Below are 17673 nucleotides of genomic sequence, written 5' to 3' on the forward strand. Positions count from 1 at the left end.
TCATTTGCCGCTTTACGAATGCATCAGAAGTCAGTGCGTCTGAGCTTGATCGATTAGAGGAGATAATAACTCAAGCAATCGATTTTTGCTCAATTCCCCGGGATGTCTGTGAACGATTTGCCCTGTTGGGTTGACGATGACCGTGAACGGTACGGCGCCGACGATATTGCCCAGTTGTTGCGACAACGCGATGCCGGCATCGCCGCCGATTAACATCGGATAATTGACCGAATGGGACGCGAGGAATTCCGCGACCGGCTCTTGTTCCTCGATCGCGATGCCGATGAACTGGACGTTCTTAGACGTCAGCTCTGTTTGTAGTTTGACGAATTCCGGTATTTCCTTCAGGCAAGGAGGGCACCAGGTGGCCCAAAAATTGATGATCAGAATCTTTCCTCGCCACTCGTTGATGTCGCGCATCTTACCCTTTACATCGGGCAGTTTGATGTCCAGCCGGGGCTTGGCTTGCAGCTGGGCAGGCGAAGCGGTGAACTTTTGCAGCATTATGCCGCCGGTCAAGGCAAGCAAAGCCGCTAGCAGAATCATAAGGTTTTGTTTCATAACTGGCGAATGGTTTGGCTGAAGATGGTGGCATCCTGATAACCGATAACCCGGGCGTGGGCCAGTTCCTGGCGGTCGGTGCCGAAGAAAATGATTCCCGGCGGGCCGATCAGGTTGAAACGCCGCAGCAAGGCCTGGTCGTCTTGGTCGTTGGCCGTGACATCGGCCTGCAGCAGCACGAAGTTCGCCAGTTGTTGCTGAACGCCAGGATCGGTAAAGGTATAGGCTTCCATTTCCTTGCAGGAAATGCACCAGTCGGCATAAAAATCCAGCATCACCAATTGGCCGTTGGCGCTGGCTTGTTGAATATGCCTGTCCAGTTCGGCCACCGTTTTGATGCGGGTGAAGCGTAAGCTTTCTTCGCTGGCTGTGGCAGTGTTGGCGGCCAGTCCTTTCAAGGGTTGCAAGGGATTATTGTTGCCGGCGCTGACGCCGATCAACAGCAGCACGCCGTAGACGAGCATGATCAAGCCCAAGCCTTTCCACAACCGGCGCCAGTTCGAGGCTTCCTGCGGCAACGGATCGATGGCGCTCAAATAAATGGCCGGTACGATCAGTAAAGAAGCCCACAGCAACATCGTGACCGGTGCCGGCACAATACGGTCCAGCATCCACACCGCGACCGCCAGCATGATGACGCCGAATACCGCCTTGGTCGAATTGAGCCAACCGCCGGCCTTGGGCAGCAGTTTCCCGGCCGAGGCGCCGATCAGCAACAAGGGGGTGCCCATGCCCATACCTAACACGAACAAGGCCGATCCGCCCAACAACACATCGCCGGTTTGGCCGATATAGACCAGTGCCGCAGCCAATGGCGCGGCCACGCAGGGGCCGACGATCAAGGACGACAGCGAGCCCATGATGAAGGCGCCCAGGTAAGAACCATCGCGATGTTTGTCGCTGGAATGGTGCAGGCGGTTCTGCAGTGATTGCGGCATTTCCAGGTCATAGAATCCGAACATCGACAACGACAACAGGATGAAGATGCCGCTGAATACGGCGATCACCCAGGGTTCCTGAAAGATGGCCTGGAGATTGCTGCCGAACAACGCGGCGAGGACGCCGAACGCGGTGTAAGTCAGCGCCGAGGCCAATACATAGCTGAACGACAGCATGAAGGCTTTGCGCGTGGTCATCTCCTTGCCATGACCGACGATGATGCCGGATAGGATCGGAATCATCGGAAAAACGCAGGGCGTGAACGAGAGCAACAGGCCGAAGCCGAAGAAACTGAGCAGGGTCAGCCACAGCGTATCCTGTTGCAATGAATTGACGATTCGGTCCTGTTCCGACAATGGCGGGGTTGCCGGGCTGGCCAATGTTTGTGCGATCGGCAGCGCCAAATCGACGATCGATTGCATGGGCGGATAACAGACGCCGCGGTCGGCGCAGCCTTGATATTTGGCCGTCAATTGTAGGATTTGGGCGGCCTTGTCCTGGCGTATCAAGGGAATATCGAAACTCAATTCGCCGTGAAAAATTTCCACTTGCCCGAACTCTTCGTCGTGGTAAGGTTCGCCGCGTGGAATGTGGTACTCGCCGAGTCGTGTCGCGCTAGCGCCATTTAGGTTGAAGCCGATCTTGTCGCGGTACAAATAGTAGCCGTCGGCGACGACCCAATTGACATGCAGGGTATGGGCGTTCTTGACGCTGGCGAAGAACTGGAAGGCCTGCTCGGCCGGCAGCAATTCGTCCTCGAACAGATTGAGCTTGAGGCCGCCGGTCAAGCCTTTCAGCAAATCGCCGACCGTACCGCCGTTGTCGGCCGCTTGCGGTAGGTCGATGTCCAGCGTCGTTTTTTGCGGCGGATAACAGACGCCGATATCGGCGCAGCCCTGATATTTGACCAATAGTTGCAGGCGTTGTTGTTGCGCGGCACCGGTCAACGGCAGCATGACTCGCAACTGGCCGCGGTAAATTTCGACATCGCCGAAAAAATCGTCATGCTTGATCTTGCCGTCCGGCAGTTCGGGTTGCCCGGCTGCGATAGTTGCCGTTTGGGATTCGAACCCCAGCTTTTTGCGGTACAGATAGTAGCCGTCGTGGATGTCCCAGGTTATTTCGATCTTGTCCTTGGCAACCGCCTTGGCCGACAGTTTGAACGCCTGCTGCGGGGGCAATAATTCCTCGGGACTGATGGCGGCACTTTGTTGGCTGAAAAAGGTCAGTAAAAAAAGAACGATTATCGGGTAACGAGGCATGAGTCAATCCATTTCAGGTAATCGGGAAGTCCGCGGTCGATTGAGACCGCGATGATTTCCGGAAGTTCATACGGATGCAGGGATTTGATTTGTTCCTCGACTGCAGCAAAGTGATCGGCGCGGGTCTTGATCAGCAGCAACAATTCCTGCTCCATTTCGATAGCATTCTTCCATTGAAAAACAGAGGTCACCGTAGGCAGGATATTGATGCAGGCCGCATGGTTCGATTGGACGAGATGGCGGGCGATTTTTTCCGCCGTTTCACGGTCTGGGCAGGTGCAGAAAATGATTTGATGCATGTTAAAAAGTAACCCTTTGTCAGATAGTGGTGGAAATTCGGCAGGGATGCCCATACTATTAAATCAATGCCGACGGAAATACTCGTTCCGGCAATGTATTACTCTTTTACCGGTTATTTTAATGAAAGTCGTACAAATAATATTCCTGTTTTTTCTGATCGTGCCGTTCGTAGAAATTTATCTGTTGCTGCAAATCGGCGGCTTGATCGGCCCGTTTCCGACCATCTTCATGGTGGTGTTTACCGCCGTTCTCGGCGCTTGGTTATTGCGGCGCCAAGGTCTGGCGACCTGGCGGCGGTTCCAGGACAGCCTCAATCAAGGCGCGATACCGGCCTATGAAATGATTGAGGGACCGCTTCTGTTGGTCGGCGGCGCCCTGTTGTTGACGCCCGGTTTTTTTACCGACGCGCTGGGCTTTGCCTGCCTGGTTCCGCAATTGCGGCGGAAAATCGCGCAATATGTCATCGAGCACCACCTGATCGTCAGTGCCAACGGATCCCCCTTTACCAGAAGGCCGCCGCATGATGTCATCGAGGGCGAGTACACCAAGGAAGACTGACTCAGTTCTCGTCTATTTTTTGAATCAACTTATGAATCCGCCGCACGCCGATCGCGACTAGGGTTAGCACAAAGGGAATCGAAATCCCGATGATTAATGGCGGGTTGATGTCCCACCCGGTCGATTTCATCGCTTTGGCGATCGAACCGATCAGGCTGACCGCATAACTGGTGATCGCGAAAATGGAAACGCCTTCCACGGTGCCCTGTAAGCGAAATTGCATTTTGGCATGGGTGTTCATCGATTTCAGCAAATCCTGGTTTTGCCGCTCGATCGAGATGTCGACCCGGGTGCGGAGCAATTCGCCGGCATTGCTGATCCTTTCGGATAACAGCGTGAAGCGTTTGGCGGTAGATTGACAGGTATTGATGGCGGGCTCCAGGCGCCGGCTCATGAATTCGCTGAAGGTCTGCAAGCCTTGGATTCTGACTTCGCGCAATTCCTCGATACGCTGGCTGACCAGGTTGTAATAGGCATTGGCGGCGCTGAAGCGATAATGATTGCTGGAAATGTGATTTTCTACCTCGGCCGCCAAGGTAGTCAATTCATCCAGCAATTTCCCGTCGTTGCAACCCGCCTCGGCCATTTCCGCGGTAATTTCCTTCAATTGCCGGTCGGCTTTAATCAATGCCGGCGTCAGCTTGCGGGCGATCGGAAAGGCCAGCAGGGCCATGACCCGATAATCCTCGATTTCGAACAGGCGCTGCAACAGGCGGCCGGCCTGCGCTTTTTTCAGGTGGTCGTTAACGATCAGAAAACGGCTGAAACCGTCGACATGGATTCTGAAATCGGTGTAGGCCTTGGCAGCCCCGCCGCTGACTTCGGCACCGACCAGCGCATTGCCGGCGAAATGGCCGGACAATGATTCGATGTTGCCGCTGCTTGGCGTGGCTGGAATGATCGAGGCATGGGCGGCGACGATGACCTTGCCCGATAACTTCGCCATCCAGTCGACCGGGGCATTTTTCAACGCCGGTTTCCCGAATGGGTCGTCGGAAATTTTGTTGACGTAAAACGTATAGGTCGAAAACTCGCTATGCTGCTCCCAACGAAGCTGAAAGTTATCGAAGCGGGCGGTGAAATGGTTAGCGTCCTGTTTCGGCGGCGCCATGCCGAAGCGCTCGCACAATGCCAACAAGTGCTGGCGGTCCAGTTTTTTTTCCTCGCTATTCAGCATCAAGGCCAGATGCGAGGCCGTGACCGGCAGGTCGAGAACGACCGAGGAACGGGCATGGACTTCATTGTGCAACTGAAACCGTTGCGGGTGATTGTCAGGAAGTGGGAATAGTGTTGGCACAGGTCCGATGTGTAAGGTATTCGATTGAAATGTTTATGTCCGTAAAAAGGCGGTTGAAGAGAGCGTCGGTACGGGGGATTTTTAGCCGGGCCGCTCGCCGCATAAATGAACCACCTAATCGAGTCCATGTCCGGGTATAATAACGACATGGACTCGTAAGAGAATTAACGCTTAACTTTCGGCATTATCGCCAGAGGGTTTTTCACCTTCTTCCACGGTGCTTTTATTCATGCCGGAATAGGCGGGGCACCAGCCGGAATAACCGGTGGCAATCAGAATGACGCCCAAAACCAATAAGATGATACTAGCTGTGAATAAGGAGATTAGTACCAACGCCGCGCCAGCCGCCATGCGATATTTTTTTTCTTTTTCGCCGACGTTATGTTCAAATTTAATCATGCGTTTTACATCAAAGCTCATCTTTAAAACCCTCTGTGTGTCGTTATTGTTATCCAGTCCCGATTAAAGGCATTATTTTTCCGTAAGAGAGGCAAATATACACAGCTCCTAGAAATGTGCAAGTGATAAAAGATGGAAATTAGCTCAATAATCAATTCCTTAAACGACGCGCAACGCATCGCGGTCTCCTCGCCGCCGCAATCCCTGCTGGTTTTGGCCGGCGCCGGCAGCGGTAAGACGCGGGTGCTGGTGCACCGGATCGCCTGGCATATACAAGTGGACGGCGTGTCTCCGCACAATATTCTGGCCGTGACCTTCACCAACAAGGCGGCGACGGAAATGCGCGGCCGGATCGAGGAATTGCTGAATATTTCCGCGCGCTCGATGTGGATCGGCACCTTTCACGGCCTGGCGCACCGCTTGCTCAGACGGCACGCCAAACAGGCGAAATTGCCGGAAAGCTTTCAGGTGATGGACTCGGACGATCAGCTGCGCTTGATCAAACGGCTGATCAGAAATCTTAATCTGGACGAGGCCAAATGGCCGCCCAAGCAAGTGCAGTGGTTCATCAATGCGCAGAAAGACGAAGGCATCCGCGCCAGGCATATGGTCGAGACCGGCGATTTCTTCCAGCGCCAGATGGTGGCCATCTATAAAGCCTATGAGGAAATCTGCGAGCGTTCCGGTCTGGTCGATTTCGCCGAATTGCTGCTGCGGGCCCACGAATTGTTGCGCGACAACGAGGACGTGTTGGAGTTTTATCAGCGCCGCTTTCGTTTCGTTCATGTCGACGAGTTTCAGGATACCAATACGATCCAGTATGCCTGGCTGCGCTTGTTGACCGAAGGGCGGGACAACCTGTTCGTGGTCGGCGACGACGACCAATCCATCTATGGCTGGCGCGGTGCCAAGATTGAAAATATCTACAATTTCCAGCAGCATTATCCCAATCATAAGGTCGTGCGCCTGGAACAAAATTACCGCTCCACCGGCCATATCCTGAAGGCGGCCAATAGTTTAATCGCCAACAACGACGGCCGCATGGGCAAGGAGTTATGGACCGATTCCGGCGACGGTGAGTTGATCTCGCTGTATACGGCCTTCAACGAACAGGACGAAGCCTATTTCGTGGTCGAAAAGATCCGCCAGTGGGTCAACGACGGCGGCATGCGCAGCGATGTGGCGATACTTTACCGCTCCAATGCCCAGTCCCGCCAGTTCGAGGAAAAACTGATGAGCACCGGAACGCCTTATCGGGTTTACGGCGGTCTGCGCTTTTTCGAGCGCATGGAAATCAAGAATGCCTTGGCCTATTTGCGCTTGATCTCCAACCGCCATGACGATGCCTCGTTCGAACGCGTCGTCAACACACCGGCGCGCGGTATCGGCGCGAAGACGATCGAGGACATTCGCTTGTTGGCCAGGGGGCAGGGAATATCGCTATGGCAGGCGGCGCTGGATTCGATCGCCCATGGCCAATTATCGGCTCGCGCGACTAATGCCTTGAAAGGCTTCATGAACTTGGTCGCGCAACTGGAGCAAGATGCCGAAGAACAGGAGTTGTTCGAAAAGGTCAAATGGGTCGTGGAAAAAAGCGGCCTGATCGAACTGTATAAAAAGGAAAAAGGCGATAAGGGCGAGGCGCGGGTCGAGAACCTGGAGGAATTGGTCAATGCCGCGCGCATGTTCGATTACGAGGAAGACAACGAGGAAAATCTGAGCGAGCTGGATATGTTCTTGGCCCATGCCGCGCTGGAAGCCGGTGAGATGCAGGGCGATGCCTACGAGGATTGCGTGCAGTTGATGACGTTGCATTCGGCCAAGGGCTTGGAGTTCAAGCTGGTGTTCTTGGTCGGCATGGAGGAGGGCTTGTTTCCGTCGCAACAATCGCTGGAGGACCCCGGCCGGTTGGAGGAGGAACGCCGGCTGTGTTATGTCGGCATCACCCGCGCAATGGAGCATCTGTATTTGACTCATGCCGAATCCAGGCGTTTGTACGGCAAGGAAAATTATCCCCGACAATCGCGCTTCATTCGCGAGATTCCGGTCGAATATATCCAGGAAATCCGCATGCGCGCCAACGTCAGTCGGCTGGTAACCTCGTCTGTCGCGACCGTCTCGTCGCTACAAACCGGCACGTTCAAACTCGGCCAGCGCGTCAGGCATGCCAAGTTCGGCGAGGGCGTCGTATTGCAGATGGAAGGAGAGGGCGCCCAGGAACGGGTGCAGATCAATTTCCATGATGTCGGCTTGAAATGGCTGATGTTGTCCTATGCCAAATTGGAGGTGTTGTAATCAAGGGTGCATGACGTTTGTGTATTGCCGTTACCTTTTTGCTATCGCCAAGCGAGTGGTTTTTACATGGCGATTCGCCGGTCGGCGACCAGTTCTTCGATGCCGGACAGCGTGCAGCTGTGCTAATTCGCGATTAGGAACGAATGCTTTGGCAGGCAGCTAATTGCCGGATGATGTCTTCGATGGTCCGGCGTTGCCGACGAATATCCTCGCATAGCCGGAACTGCTCGGCGGCGCGCAGCAGGTTCTGGGTTGGCTGGCTGGTCTTGAAGTAGCGGTCGCCGTTCAGGAAATCGGTGAAAAAGCGCAGGCCCAGTTCAAATGGAATCAATTCGATGGCGGCATACAAATAATCATAATCGGCGCGATCGAAAAAATGCCCCGCTTCCGCGAGATAATGGCGTAGGATCGCTGCGCAGACTTCCAGGTCGAAACGGTTATCTTGTTTGCGATGGCAGCAGGAGCGCAGGCAGTCGCCGATATCGTAATGCACCAATCCCGGCTTGACGGTATCCAAATCGATCAGGCTGACGATGCGGTCGGAATTTTCGGCAAACAGGAAATTATTCAATTTGGGGTCGCCGTGGATGATGCGTTCCCGCAATCTGCCGTGCTGTCTGGCTTGTTCCAGGACGCCCGCTTTTTCCTTATACGCGGCGATAACATGCCGGCAATAAGCGAATTCGTCGAGTTCGCAACGCACCGTCGACTGAACGCTGATACGGTGATAAGTTCGCAGGTAGTTTGGAGTGATATGAAAGCCCGGTAAGGTGTCGTGCAAAGTTTCCGGGGCGAGATCGCTGACGAGGCGATGGAAATGGCCCAAGGCGAAACCGGCCTGTTCGGCTTCGGTAATCCTGCTGATGTTTTCCCGGCTTTCACTCTTTTCGACCAGTTGCCAAGCGCGCCAATAACGACCTATGGGGTCGATATGGAAACTGTTTGCCGATGTCGTCTTGAGCAGGGCGGGTATTTGCAAGCAGACGGCTGTTTGCTGTTTCGCCTGGACATGGCGAGTAAGCTGTTGCAGATTTTCCATGACCTGGACGGGTTTTGGGAAAACCTGTTCATTGATGCATTGCAGAACGAAGTGGAAATCCTCCGCCGTGACCAGGAATGTGTCGTTGATCAGGCCGTTGCCCAACGGTGCCAGGTTAGTAATCCGACGGTTGCCGCTAAATTGCCGGGCAATATCGGTTAGCCGTTCATTCACCGCGCTTGCATCAGTTGTGTCAGACTTTGCAGCGCCTTGCCGCGATGGCTAATGGCGTTTTTGACTTCCGGCGCCAATTGCGCGGAGGAACAGTGGTAATCCGGCACCCAAAAGACTGGATCGTAACCAAAACCGTTTTCGCCACAAGGCGCTTGTAGGATGCGTCCTTCCCAGAAGCCTTGGGCGACTATCGGTGTCGGGTCGTCGGCGTGTTCCATGAACACGATGACGCAGACAAAACGGGCCGTGCGTTGCTGCTCCGGCACGCCTTCGAGATCCTGCAGCAATTTCAACAAATTGTCCTGGTCGGAAGCGCCGACGCCGGCATAGCGCGCGGAAATGACGCCCGGCGCGCCGTTCAGCGCGTCCACCACGATACCGGAATCGTCGGCGATGGCCGGCGCCTTGGCATGCAGGGCGGCATTACGGGCCTTGATGATGGCGTTCTCGATAAAGGTGGAACCGGTTTCCTCGGCCTCGGCGACGTTGAATTGCGATTGCGGCAGGATGGGATGGTTTTTCAGAATGGCCTGAATTTCCCTGATCTTACCTTGGTTATTGCTGGCCAGGACGATTTGCTGATGCTTGTCGAACATTATTTGACGCTGTCCAGTGCTTCGCGTTGTTTTTCCAACAATGAATGGATGCCTTGCTCGGCCAGGCCCAGCATGTTATCCAGTTCGTCCCGTCTGAAGGCATGACCTTCCGCGGTGCCTTGAATTTCGATGAAAGCGCCGGCTTCGTTCATGACCACGTTCATATCGGTTTCGGCATTGCTGTCCTCAGCGTAATCGAGGTCCAGTACCGGCACGCCGTCGTAGATGCCGACCGATACCGATGCGACTTGGCCGTGTAATGGGTTTTTCTTAATTTTGTTTTTATCCAGCAAATGCTGGATGGCGATCGACAGTGCCACGAAACCGCCGGTTATGGATGCGGTTCGGGTTCCGCCGTCGGCCTGGATAACGTCGCAATCGACCGTGATGGTGTTTTCGCCCAGCGCCTTCAGATCCGCTGCGGCCCTCAACGAACGACCGATGAGACGCTGAATTTCCATGGTGCGGCCGCCTTGCTTGCCTCGGCCGGCCTCGCGTTGCATGCGTTCGTGGGTCGACCTGGGCAGCATGCCGTATTCGGCGGTAATCCAGCCTTCGCCCTTGCCTTTCAGGAAGAACGGCACGCGATTCTCCACGCTGGCCGTGCACAGGACACGGGTGTCGCCAAACTCAACCAGAACAGAGCCTTCCGCATGCTTGGTATAGTTGCAGGTAAATCGAATTTCTCGTAATTGGTCTGGGTTGCGTCCGCTTGGTCTCATAGTGTTCTCGGCAAAATTAAAACGCGACAGTATACCCGTTTTTTTTAATTTTCGCCGTTCAAAGCCTGTTGCAGTTCCGCCACCGATTTTGGCCGGTCTTCCGGCTGGACGGCCATTGCCCAGTCGATCGCCTTGAGCAGGTATTCGGGATATTTAGTTTTATGCGCCTTGACCGCCGGTATCAAAGTATCCTCTTGTTCCCGGATAGGCGCCGGAACTGGCGGTTTGTAATCCAAGCAGGCGCGCATGCTGGCGCCGACCGCGTAAATGTCGGACCAGGGACCCAGGCGGGTTTGATTGGTATATTGTTCGACAGGGGAGAAGCCCTTGGTGAGCACCTTGGTGCGATTGCTGTTCTTGGCGACGGGAAAGCTTTGAATCGCGCCGAAATCGAGCAACAGGGGATCGTGTTGCGCGCGAATCAAAATATTGGCCGGTTTGATGTCCAGGTGCAAAAAATTCTGCCGATGGATTTCGGCGATGCCGTTGAGCAGGTCGTTGAACACCTTGAGCAGAAACGACTCGTTCATCGGAATGATTTTCTTCAAAAGAATTTTGTCCAGCGTCAGGCCGTAATCGTAAGTCATCACCATATAGACGGTTTCATTGGCCTTGAAGAAATTGATCACTTCGACGATGTTGTGGTGTTTAAGATTGGCCAGCACCTTGGCTTCCTCGAAGAACAGGGCGCGGCCGCGTAAATAGAGGGTTTTGCTCTCGTCGCTGTTGGGGGTGACGACATTGTTCCAGGTGCGATGCGCCAATTTGCGGGGCAGATATTCCTTGATCGCCACCTGAACCTGATCCTCCAATTGCCTGGCCAGATAAACCGAGCTGAAGCCGCCGTGGGCGAGTTCCCGCTCGATCATGTACTGGTCTATAATGGTGCCCGTTTGCAGATAATTCCACGCTTGTGGATAGGTTTCCGGATCGTAATATTCAGACATTGGGGATTTGAGAGACTTAATTAGCCCTTCAATTATAGGTGAAAAATGATAAGAAGTATGACGGCTTTCGCCGGCGCCGAGGCCGAGATCGGCAGTTTACTGATCAATTGTGAATTACGTTCGGTCAACCACCGTTATTGCGACATCAGTCTTAAACTCCCGGAACGCCTGCGCTTCGCCGAGGCCGATATACGCGCCGCCATTTCTGCGCGGCTGAAGCGGGGCAAGATCGAGTGCGCCCTCAATTATAAAAAAAGGGACGCGGAGCAGACCTATGAATTCAATGAAGCGGCGGTAAAAGGCTTGTTGGCCGCGACCGCAGCGATAGAGAAATACATGGATGGGCCGAAACCTTTTTCCGCGTTGGACGTGTTGGCCTTTCCGGGTATTCAGCAGGAACAGGAAGGCGAGCGCGATTCTCTGCAACGGGGTATCAACGAGTTACTGGACAAGGCCTTGATCGATCTGGTGGTTGCCCGCGAGCGGGAAGGTGAACAACTGGGTCAATTGATCGAGGACCGCAGCGCCAGCATGCGGAAATTGGTCGAGCGGGCTAAGGCCAGGATGCCGGAAGTGTTGCGCCTGCTGCGCGAGAAAATCACCGAGCGTATCAAGGAACTGGTCGCCGAGCCCGATTTCGACCGTCTTGAACAGGAACTGGTGTTGCTGGCGCAGAAACTGGATGTCGCGGAAGAACTGGACCGGCTGCAGAACCATATCGACGAAGTGTCCCGCATCCTGGCCCAGGACGAACCGGTCGGCCGCCGCCTGGATTTCCTGATGCAGGAAATGAACCGGGAAGCCAACACGCTGGGCTCGAAGTCGGCGGACAAGGAAATGACCGGCATTTCAATCGACTTGAAGGTGCTGATCGAGCAGATGCGCGAGCAGATTCAGAATATTGAATAATGTTGAGGTTCATTGCCCGGCCTAGTGATTCTGATAACGTCGAGAGCCCGGCAGGGGAGTTCTATGGGAATATTCGGGGCCTGAACTTTTGCGTTCGGGAAATTGTTGATTTTGCTCTTATCCTTAAGTCTTATTTCTTATAAAATTTAGCGGTGTAGCAGGACATAAGCGCGCCCCTAACTTTTGCCGCATCGCTTTGTTTATAGAGTTGACTGTCCTTATCATTCATAGTCGGCATCAGCTTTTTGGTCTCTACGGATATGTCCTTGTTTCCGAAAACCGCATCAGCGACACAGTCACAGTAAGATTTGGCTTGGCCTTCGGAGCGTGAGGAACTCTGTTGCTTGACGCATGCATTGAGAAAAGCCGACTTGATTTTATAGTCTTCCCCTTTGTTCTCGGCGCATGCCGAAATGACGATGCCTAAAGACGCTATAACCACCAATTTTTTGTTCATTTCGTTCCAGATTGTAGATTGTTATCGTGAAATAATTCTATACAAGCATCGTCTCGAGCCGGAATGGTCAGCACTCTCTGAATAACCGCTCGTATACGGCCTGCACCTGGCTGACGTGATTTTCCACCGCGAAGGTTTTCAGCGCATGGGCGCGGGCGTTGGCGCCCAAGGTTTGTCGTAATTCAGGTTTTTCGTAAAAGGTCAGGATCGCGTCGGCCAGCGACCCGGCGTCGCCGTGTTTGAACAACAAACCGGTGCGTTCGTGTTCGATCATTTCGGCGGCGCCGCCGTGGTCAGGTCCTATCAAGGGGCGCGCCAGTGCCAGGCTTTCGATGACGACGGTGCCGAGCGGCTCGGGGGACGTCGAGGCGGAAACGACGACATCCAGCCCATTGTAAACCGGCTCCATTTTGCTAGCATGGCCGGTGAAGACGACGATGTTTTCCAGATTTTCGTCGGCTACTCGCTGTCTCAGCATTTTTTCATAGCCGACGCAGTCGTCCGGTGTTCCCCCGATGATCAGCATTTTCAGATTGGGGATCTTGTCGCGCAACAATTTCGCCGCGTCGAGAAAGAGTTCCTGCCCTTTCCACGGGATCAATAGGCCGACCAGGCCGACGGCGAAGGTTTCAGAATTTAGGCTGTATTGTTGGCGGAAAGCCTGGCCGTCGGCGTCGAGATCGAGCTTTTCCAGTTCGATGCCGTCGTAGATCACGCTGATGTCCGCGGCGGGAACCTGCAATGTATTTTGCATGTTACGGGAGACCCATTCCGACACGGAAATAAAATGATCGGGCAGGCTATAGGACCAGGACATCAGGCGCGAGCCGTCCAGATCGCCGCGCACATGGCAAACAGTCGGGATATTCAGCGTCTTTCCCACCAATAATGCCGCGCGGTTGCAGAGGGGCTCGTTGTTGGCATGGACCAGGTCGGCCTTGAAGCGCCAGGCGGTCCACAGCAGTTGCAGGAAGAAGGGCAGAAAGTTGCCTAAATCATCCATTCTTGCCAATAGTTGGTTCAATAGCCAGTGCAAGCCGAGAATCTGTTTTACCCATGCCGCTTGGTCCAATCGGCGGCGCATGCCGACGACATCGATGCGCCTATCCGGCAAATAGCGCCAATCGGCCTCCTGAGCGATTTCGCGGTAGTGCGGGCCGGTGCGGCCGGTGACGACTAGGGGGCGATAGCGATTGCGGTCGAGGTTGCGGACTAAGTGCCGTAGGCAAATGATGGCACCGCCGTAGCCGATGCCGTTTTCGATATAAATGATATTTTTGCTATCGTTTTGGTTCACGGGGTTTCTCTTTATTTTTATGCCGATTCAGTCAGTATAGTTGAATAATATCCCTTACCGCTTCTTTAGTGGAACCAGCAATTTTTCCAATAAATCGGCATCATCGAAATGCCGCCGCCCGACGAAGGCGATGGCATGGCTGCCCCATTGGCGCATGGCGCCGGGACTGGCGACGCCGAAAGGCCATAGGAAAAAGCGTTCTGTTCGTGTGCTGGAGTCGATAATGCCGTCAGGGCCGAACGGGTTTTTGCGCTTACCCTCAGCGGTTGGCAGCGAGCGTAATTGGTCGTATTGAGTCAAACGATAGTTTTTAGCTTGGTCCGAATTCGGTTGAGCGGAAACGTGTTGCAGATAATGGGTTCTCGACGCCAAACGGATGGTCAAGCGCTGTCGGAAAGGATCGATGCCGATCGGTTTAGGCGCTAATACCGGTTCGCCGCCTTCCTCGTTTGGTGACGCGGCATAGCCTTTACCCGGAAACAATAAATAATAACAACCACAGGCGTGGATCGAATCGTAGGCGACTGGCGAACCCTGGCTGTTCAGCGTGACGCGCCAAATCACGCTGTCCAGTTTGCCGCCGTAAGGGTCGAACCAGCCGGTTTTTTCCCGCGCAGGAAACCAGATCTGATAAATCAACTGTAACAGGTTTTCGCCGCGAAAACGGGTATGGCTCGTGTTGACATAAACCGTGGGGCGGCCAGTGTCGATCGACGGCGTTGCCGGATCGGCAAATGTCAGCGCGCCAAACGCATCGTTGTTATTGCGAGTGTCGATTTCCCAAACCGGCGCGTAATGTCGGAAGAGGCGAGCTAGTTGTTCGGCTTTCAGCAAGGGGATCCGTAAAGGATTACGGTACGACGCCGAAAGCATGTCGCCGATCTGTTGTTGGTTCAGTTTAGCGGGCTGAGCCGGTTGATAACGAACTCGTTTGCCGGTCGTGAGAATCTGATCCATGGCAAGCTGAAAGGGACGGTTCAGTTCCCGGTGTAGATCGTCGATACTGTTTTTCGCGAACCAACGCGCCAATGGATAAAATCCCACGACTCGTTGCCAGGTCAGATAATTGTCGGGGACGGCGACGGCGTTCTCCAATTTAGTTTTTGTGGCGGCACCGGTTGTGGTGATCGTCTTGTTTAACGACTGACCGCAAACCTTTAGATGTTGTCGTAATGAATTCCCGGCCGGTAAGCGTGTCGTTATTCGCGTCCTGGCATCGGTTGGTAAGTTGGCGAATTCCAGCATTCTTGCCTCTTCGTCCAGTCTGCGCAGTTTTTCCAGCCATTGCGCGTAAGCGCTTTCGGATAATGACTCGTTTGCAAACGAAGCCAAAAAGCGGTTGCTGCGTAGAAAGGGAAAACCGGCCACTCGATGCTCGCTGGTATCCTCGGCATTATGAGCGAAAATGGCTTCGTCCATTTGCTGGTAAAACAATAAGCAGAGCGCCTGTTGGTGATCGACCGGAGCAGGCAAGCCTATTTGCTTGGTAGTGCAGCTGGAGGCGATGACCGATAAAAGAAAGAGACAAAGGAATTGTCGTGACATAAAACTCGGGATAAATTTCAACACATTGGACCTTATCATATAAAGGCAACGCGCAAAAAGTAGTGACGGCGTTGCCGCATTGCCGGAATTATGCAACGAAATTTCACCGAGAAAGCGATGACTTGGCGGTGATAAGATGCTCGGTTAATCGTTGCTCCGGTAGCATGAATAGTAAGCCGACTCTATAATTCGAATGATGGTTAAAAACAAAGGAGGAGCGGATGAAAACGACTTATATCGCAGGATTGATGTGTTTATCATTGGTTGGCTGCACGACCAACATCCATCCAACGCAAACAGAGAACCCGCCGCCGGCGCAAAAATTTTCCGACTTTCAGTGTTTAGAACTGGCTAAATTAGCGGCAGGCGACAAACATGTTGCTGAACAAAAAGCGGCGTTAGTGAAAATTCAGGAGAACATCGATGCTTCGTTACAACCGGAATTGGACAAATGGAATAAAAAAAATTGTACGAGTGACACCAATAATAAAACGCTTTTAATAGAGCCAACGATAAGCAATCTGAAGTTTGTCGGTGCCGGAAAGCGTGTCTGGGTAGGCGCGCTGGGGGGTAGTTCCGCCGTATTAATGCATGTGCGTTTCAGCGATAAAGAATCCGGAATCGTTATCGCTACACCGGAATTTTATTCCAAAAGCAGCGCTATGGCGGGTGCCTACAGTTTCGGCGTTAACGATAACGCTATGTTGGTTAGAATCGCAAAGGTTTTTTCAGCTTACGTGGTGAAAAATTACCAAAGTGCCGTTGGCGGCTCGGTAAAACCGATCAACTTGAACTAATCAAGGCAAGGTCTGGGATTTTCAAGCTATCAGTATCCGTAACCCAGGCGGCGGATTTCCTTTAAAATGCCGTTTTCGAAGATGAGGGATTGCATGAAATATCTGGGGCCGAAATTGTAAATCCATTCATCGATGACGATTTCCTCCTGTTTCTCGAGATCGAGCGTGCGCCGGGGATGATGGAATTCCTCGCCGACGATTCGGGTGCGGCGGTCCATCATGGCAGGATAGCCGCATTTATGCAGCACGTCGATCTGATGGTCGCCGATATCGACCAGCATGCGACCGCAACGCATGGCTGCCGAAGACGCATTTGCCATGCATAGTAAAAATAACAGCAGTGCCGGCGTTGTGCTTTTCATGGTTTTAGTCGTCCGGGCAGCAAAGGTTTCATACTAATGCAATCGCAGGGGCTAATCTAGCTAATTGTCGGTATTTAAGCTGAATGTTCCCAAAGCGATAGATCAAAATACCGCTAAGGTGATTTGGTTCGCCATGTTTTCTGACGTCAAATGAACGTTTAATTGTCGCGCGATGCTGGTAGATCCGGGATAATAAGGCGGCGCTATTTTCCCAATTTGATTCCCTAACCGTTTGAAGCTTAACAAACCGATATTATTTAATCTTATTCTGGCTCTGTTTATTTGGAGCGCATGGTATGCCTATAGTTCACCGCAACCCTTCGAAATTTTGCGGGAAAACTGGCCCATATCGCTAACCATGGTATTCGGTTCCTTTATCGCCGGCGCTACCAGTGAAGGTGGCGGAGCGGTCGCCTTTCCGGTGTTCACCAAGGCCCTCCATATCGCGCCGCTCGACGCCAAAATCTTTTCTTTGGCAATCCAAAGCGTCGGCATGACGGCGGCGACCTTGACTATCATCGTCATGCAAGTGCCCGTGGCTTGGCGGGGGATTGCCTGGTGCAGTCTCGGCGGAGTGGGTGGCGTCGTGATCAGTTCGTTGCTGGTAGCGCCATTATTGCAGCCGGCGTTGTTGAAGATGTTGTTTACGGCAATGATCGTCAGCTTCGCGCTGACGCTTACGATTCTGAATTGGCGTCCCCGATACTATAACTCCGTATTACCTATTTGCAGTTGGCGGGAAAGGACTATTTTAGTGGCGAGCGGGATAGTCGGCGGAGGCATGACCGGCTTGGTCGGTAACGGCATCGATATTATCTGTTTTTCGGTGTTAGTGTTACTGTTCCGGTTGGCGGAGAAGGTCGCCACGCCCACCTCGGTGGTGCTGATGGCGTTTAATTCATTGGTCGGTTTTCTATTGCATTTGTTTCTTATTGACGGTTTTAACGAACGGGTCGAGCAATATTGGTTGGCTGCCGTGCCCGTAGTGGTAATCGGTGCGCCCTTGGGCGCCTATTTCTGCACCAAGTTGAATAACAGAACCATTGCCGGTATTTTAATTGGGCTGATCGTGGTCGAATTGATCAGTTCGCTGTGTTTGATTCCATTAACTGATAAGATTGCTACTGTGAGTTCGGCGGTTTTTATCGTCTTTTCGGTCATTTACTATCTAATGTCCAGGTCCGAACAGTACTGGCCGCCTGGAGGGGAGGAATAGT

Annotated in this window: 18 protein-coding genes; 5 read left to right on the top strand and 13 right to left on the bottom strand. The window is 53.3% G+C overall.

All coding sequences use genetic code 11. The features are described 5' to 3' along the window. Positions 1-30: 30 nt before the first annotated feature. Genes EP25_RS0115315 through cutA form a run of 3 tightly spaced genes read right to left on the bottom strand, consistent with a single transcriptional unit; the run spans position 31 to position 3115 of the window. A complete protein-coding gene (locus EP25_RS0115315; RefSeq protein WP_031434703.1) occupies positions 31-561 on the bottom strand; it encodes a TlpA family protein disulfide reductase in 531 nt (176 codons plus the stop codon). Further along, on the bottom strand, positions 558-2762 hold the full coding sequence (dsbD, locus tag EP25_RS0115320) for a protein-disulfide reductase DsbD (RefSeq protein WP_031434704.1): 2205 nt from the start codon (positions 2760-2762) through the stop codon (positions 558-560). Before dsbD ends, EP25_RS0115315 begins: the two co-directional genes overlap by 4 nt. Further along, positions 2744-3115: a divalent-cation tolerance protein CutA gene (cutA, locus tag EP25_RS0115325; RefSeq protein ID WP_235185917.1), complete on the bottom strand. Its 372-nt coding sequence runs from the start codon at positions 3113-3115 to the stop codon at positions 2744-2746. Before cutA ends, dsbD begins: the two co-directional genes overlap by 19 nt. A gap of 67 nt (positions 3116-3182) precedes the next feature. Here cutA and EP25_RS0115330 point away from each other — a divergent pair, with 67 nt between their 5' ends. Then, entirely contained in the window at positions 3183-3620 is a 438-nt protein-coding gene (locus tag EP25_RS0115330; RefSeq protein WP_031434706.1) for an FxsA family protein, read from the top strand. Position 3621: 1 nt separating this feature from the next. On the opposite strand, the gene EP25_RS0115335 is transcribed toward EP25_RS0115330, so the two are convergent. Both EP25_RS0115335 and EP25_RS0115340 read right to left on the bottom strand, forming a co-directional pair. Continuing rightward, positions 3622-4917: a DUF3422 family protein gene (locus EP25_RS0115335; protein ID WP_031434707.1), complete on the bottom strand. Its 1296-nt coding sequence runs from the start codon at positions 4915-4917 to the stop codon at positions 3622-3624. Between the two features lie 171 nt (positions 4918-5088). Continuing rightward, positions 5089-5337 carry a YgaP family membrane protein gene (locus tag EP25_RS0115340; protein ID WP_031434708.1) on the bottom strand — a complete coding sequence of 83 codons (249 nt, stop codon included), beginning with the start codon at positions 5335-5337 and terminating at the stop codon, positions 5089-5091. Between the two features lie 111 nt (positions 5338-5448). On the opposite strand from EP25_RS0115340, the gene uvrD reads away from it, so the two are divergent. After that, entirely contained in the window at positions 5449-7611 is a 2163-nt protein-coding gene (uvrD, locus tag EP25_RS0115345) for a DNA helicase II (protein ID WP_031434709.1), read from the top strand. A gap of 133 nt (positions 7612-7744) precedes the next feature. Here uvrD and EP25_RS0115350 read toward each other — a convergent pair whose 3' ends face one another. Genes EP25_RS0115350 through EP25_RS0115365 form a run of 4 tightly spaced genes read right to left on the bottom strand, consistent with a single transcriptional unit; the run spans position 7745 to position 11089 of the window. Further along, positions 7745-8824 (bottom strand): phosphotransferase enzyme family protein, encoded by a 1080-nt coding sequence (locus EP25_RS0115350; protein WP_031434710.1) that lies wholly within the window; start codon positions 8822-8824, stop codon positions 7745-7747. Next, complete coding sequence (gene rdgB / locus EP25_RS0115355; RefSeq protein ID WP_031434711.1) at positions 8821-9420, bottom strand: RdgB/HAM1 family non-canonical purine NTP pyrophosphatase; 600 nt, start codon at positions 9418-9420, stop codon at positions 8821-8823. Before rdgB ends, EP25_RS0115350 begins: the two co-directional genes overlap by 4 nt. Continuing rightward, positions 9420-10142 carry a ribonuclease PH gene (gene rph, locus EP25_RS0115360; protein ID WP_031434712.1) on the bottom strand — a complete coding sequence of 241 codons (723 nt, stop codon included), beginning with the start codon at positions 10140-10142 and terminating at the stop codon, positions 9420-9422. The genes rdgB and rph overlap by 1 nt, the downstream gene beginning before the upstream one ends. A 44-nt stretch (positions 10143-10186) precedes the next feature. Then, positions 10187-11089, bottom strand: coding sequence for a serine/threonine protein kinase (locus EP25_RS0115365; protein WP_031434713.1), 903 nt, complete (start codon positions 11087-11089; stop codon positions 10187-10189). 57 nt (positions 11090-11146) lie between these two features. Between EP25_RS0115365 and EP25_RS0115370 the strand changes: the two genes are divergently transcribed. Beyond that, positions 11147-11998 (top strand): YicC/YloC family endoribonuclease, encoded by an 852-nt coding sequence (locus tag EP25_RS0115370; RefSeq protein ID WP_235185918.1) that lies wholly within the window; start codon positions 11147-11149, stop codon positions 11996-11998. Positions 11999-12128: 130 nt separating this feature from the next. On the opposite strand, the gene EP25_RS0115375 is transcribed toward EP25_RS0115370, so the two are convergent. The 3 genes from EP25_RS0115375 to EP25_RS0115385 all read right to left on the bottom strand — a co-directional run bounded on the left by EP25_RS0115375 (position 12129) and on the right by EP25_RS0115385 (position 15297). Continuing rightward, positions 12129-12455, bottom strand: coding sequence for a hypothetical protein (locus EP25_RS0115375; protein ID WP_031434715.1), 327 nt, complete (start codon positions 12453-12455; stop codon positions 12129-12131). Positions 12456-12522: 67 nt separating this feature from the next. Continuing rightward, the gene (locus tag EP25_RS0115380; protein ID WP_031434716.1) at positions 12523-13752 is read right to left on the bottom strand and encodes a glycosyltransferase family 4 protein; all 1230 of its coding nucleotides are present in this window, start codon (positions 13750-13752) and stop codon (positions 12523-12525) included. Positions 13753-13806: 54 nt separating this feature from the next. After that, a complete protein-coding gene (locus tag EP25_RS0115385; RefSeq protein ID WP_031434717.1) occupies positions 13807-15297 on the bottom strand; it encodes a hypothetical protein in 1491 nt (496 codons plus the stop codon). A 221-nt stretch (positions 15298-15518) separates the two neighbouring features. Between EP25_RS0115385 and EP25_RS0115390 the strand changes: the two genes are divergently transcribed. Further along, a complete protein-coding gene (locus EP25_RS0115390; protein ID WP_031434718.1) occupies positions 15519-16094 on the top strand; it encodes a hypothetical protein in 576 nt (191 codons plus the stop codon). Between the two features lie 29 nt (positions 16095-16123). On the opposite strand, the gene EP25_RS0115395 is transcribed toward EP25_RS0115390, so the two are convergent. Continuing rightward, positions 16124-16456 carry a DUF2845 domain-containing protein gene (locus EP25_RS0115395; RefSeq protein WP_031434719.1) on the bottom strand — a complete coding sequence of 111 codons (333 nt, stop codon included), beginning with the start codon at positions 16454-16456 and terminating at the stop codon, positions 16124-16126. Between the two features lie 358 nt (positions 16457-16814). Here EP25_RS0115395 and EP25_RS0115400 point away from each other — a divergent pair, with 358 nt between their 5' ends. Then, positions 16815-17672, top strand: coding sequence for a sulfite exporter TauE/SafE family protein (locus EP25_RS0115400; RefSeq protein WP_235185919.1), 858 nt, complete (start codon positions 16815-16817; stop codon positions 17670-17672). Position 17673: the final 1 nt, after the last annotated feature.

The sequence above is a fragment of the Methylomarinum vadi genome (genome assembly GCF_000733935.1).
Classification (GTDB): Bacteria; Pseudomonadota; Gammaproteobacteria; order Methylococcales; family Methylomonadaceae; genus Methylomarinum; species Methylomarinum vadi.

Coding starts and splice junctions, on each gene's coding strand:
- dsbD (WP_031434704.1), bottom strand. CDS start 2,762: ATGCCTCGTTACCCGATAATCGTTCTTTTTTTACTGACCTTTTTCAGC.
- rph (WP_031434712.1), bottom strand. CDS start 10,142: ATGAGACCAAGCGGACGCAACCCAGACCAATTACGAGAAATTCGATTT.
- EP25_RS0115395 (WP_031434719.1), bottom strand. CDS start 16,456: ATGAAAAGCACAACGCCGGCACTGCTGTTATTTTTACTATGCATGGCA.
- EP25_RS0115400 (WP_235185919.1), top strand. CDS start 16,815: ATGGTATTCGGTTCCTTTATCGCCGGCGCTACCAGTGAAGGTGGCGGA.
- uvrD (WP_031434709.1), top strand. CDS start 5,449: ATGGAAATTAGCTCAATAATCAATTCCTTAAACGACGCGCAACGCATC.
- EP25_RS0115375 (WP_031434715.1), bottom strand. CDS start 12,455: ATGAACAAAAAATTGGTGGTTATAGCGTCTTTAGGCATCGTCATTTCG.
- EP25_RS0115385 (WP_031434717.1), bottom strand. CDS start 15,297: ATGTCACGACAATTCCTTTGTCTCTTTCTTTTATCGGTCATCGCCTCC.
- EP25_RS0115370 (WP_235185918.1), top strand. CDS start 11,147: ATGACGGCTTTCGCCGGCGCCGAGGCCGAGATCGGCAGTTTACTGATC.
- EP25_RS0115330 (WP_031434706.1), top strand. CDS start 3,183: ATGAAAGTCGTACAAATAATATTCCTGTTTTTTCTGATCGTGCCGTTC.
- EP25_RS0115365 (WP_031434713.1), bottom strand. CDS start 11,089: ATGTCTGAATATTACGATCCGGAAACCTATCCACAAGCGTGGAATTAT.
- cutA (WP_235185917.1), bottom strand. CDS start 3,115: ATGGGCATCCCTGCCGAATTTCCACCACTATCTGACAAAGGGTTACTT.
- EP25_RS0115340 (WP_031434708.1), bottom strand. CDS start 5,337: ATGAGCTTTGATGTAAAACGCATGATTAAATTTGAACATAACGTCGGC.
- EP25_RS0115390 (WP_031434718.1), top strand. CDS start 15,519: ATGAAAACGACTTATATCGCAGGATTGATGTGTTTATCATTGGTTGGC.
- rdgB (WP_031434711.1), bottom strand. CDS start 9,420: ATGTTCGACAAGCATCAGCAAATCGTCCTGGCCAGCAATAACCAAGGT.
- EP25_RS0115315 (WP_031434703.1), bottom strand. CDS start 561: ATGAAACAAAACCTTATGATTCTGCTAGCGGCTTTGCTTGCCTTGACC.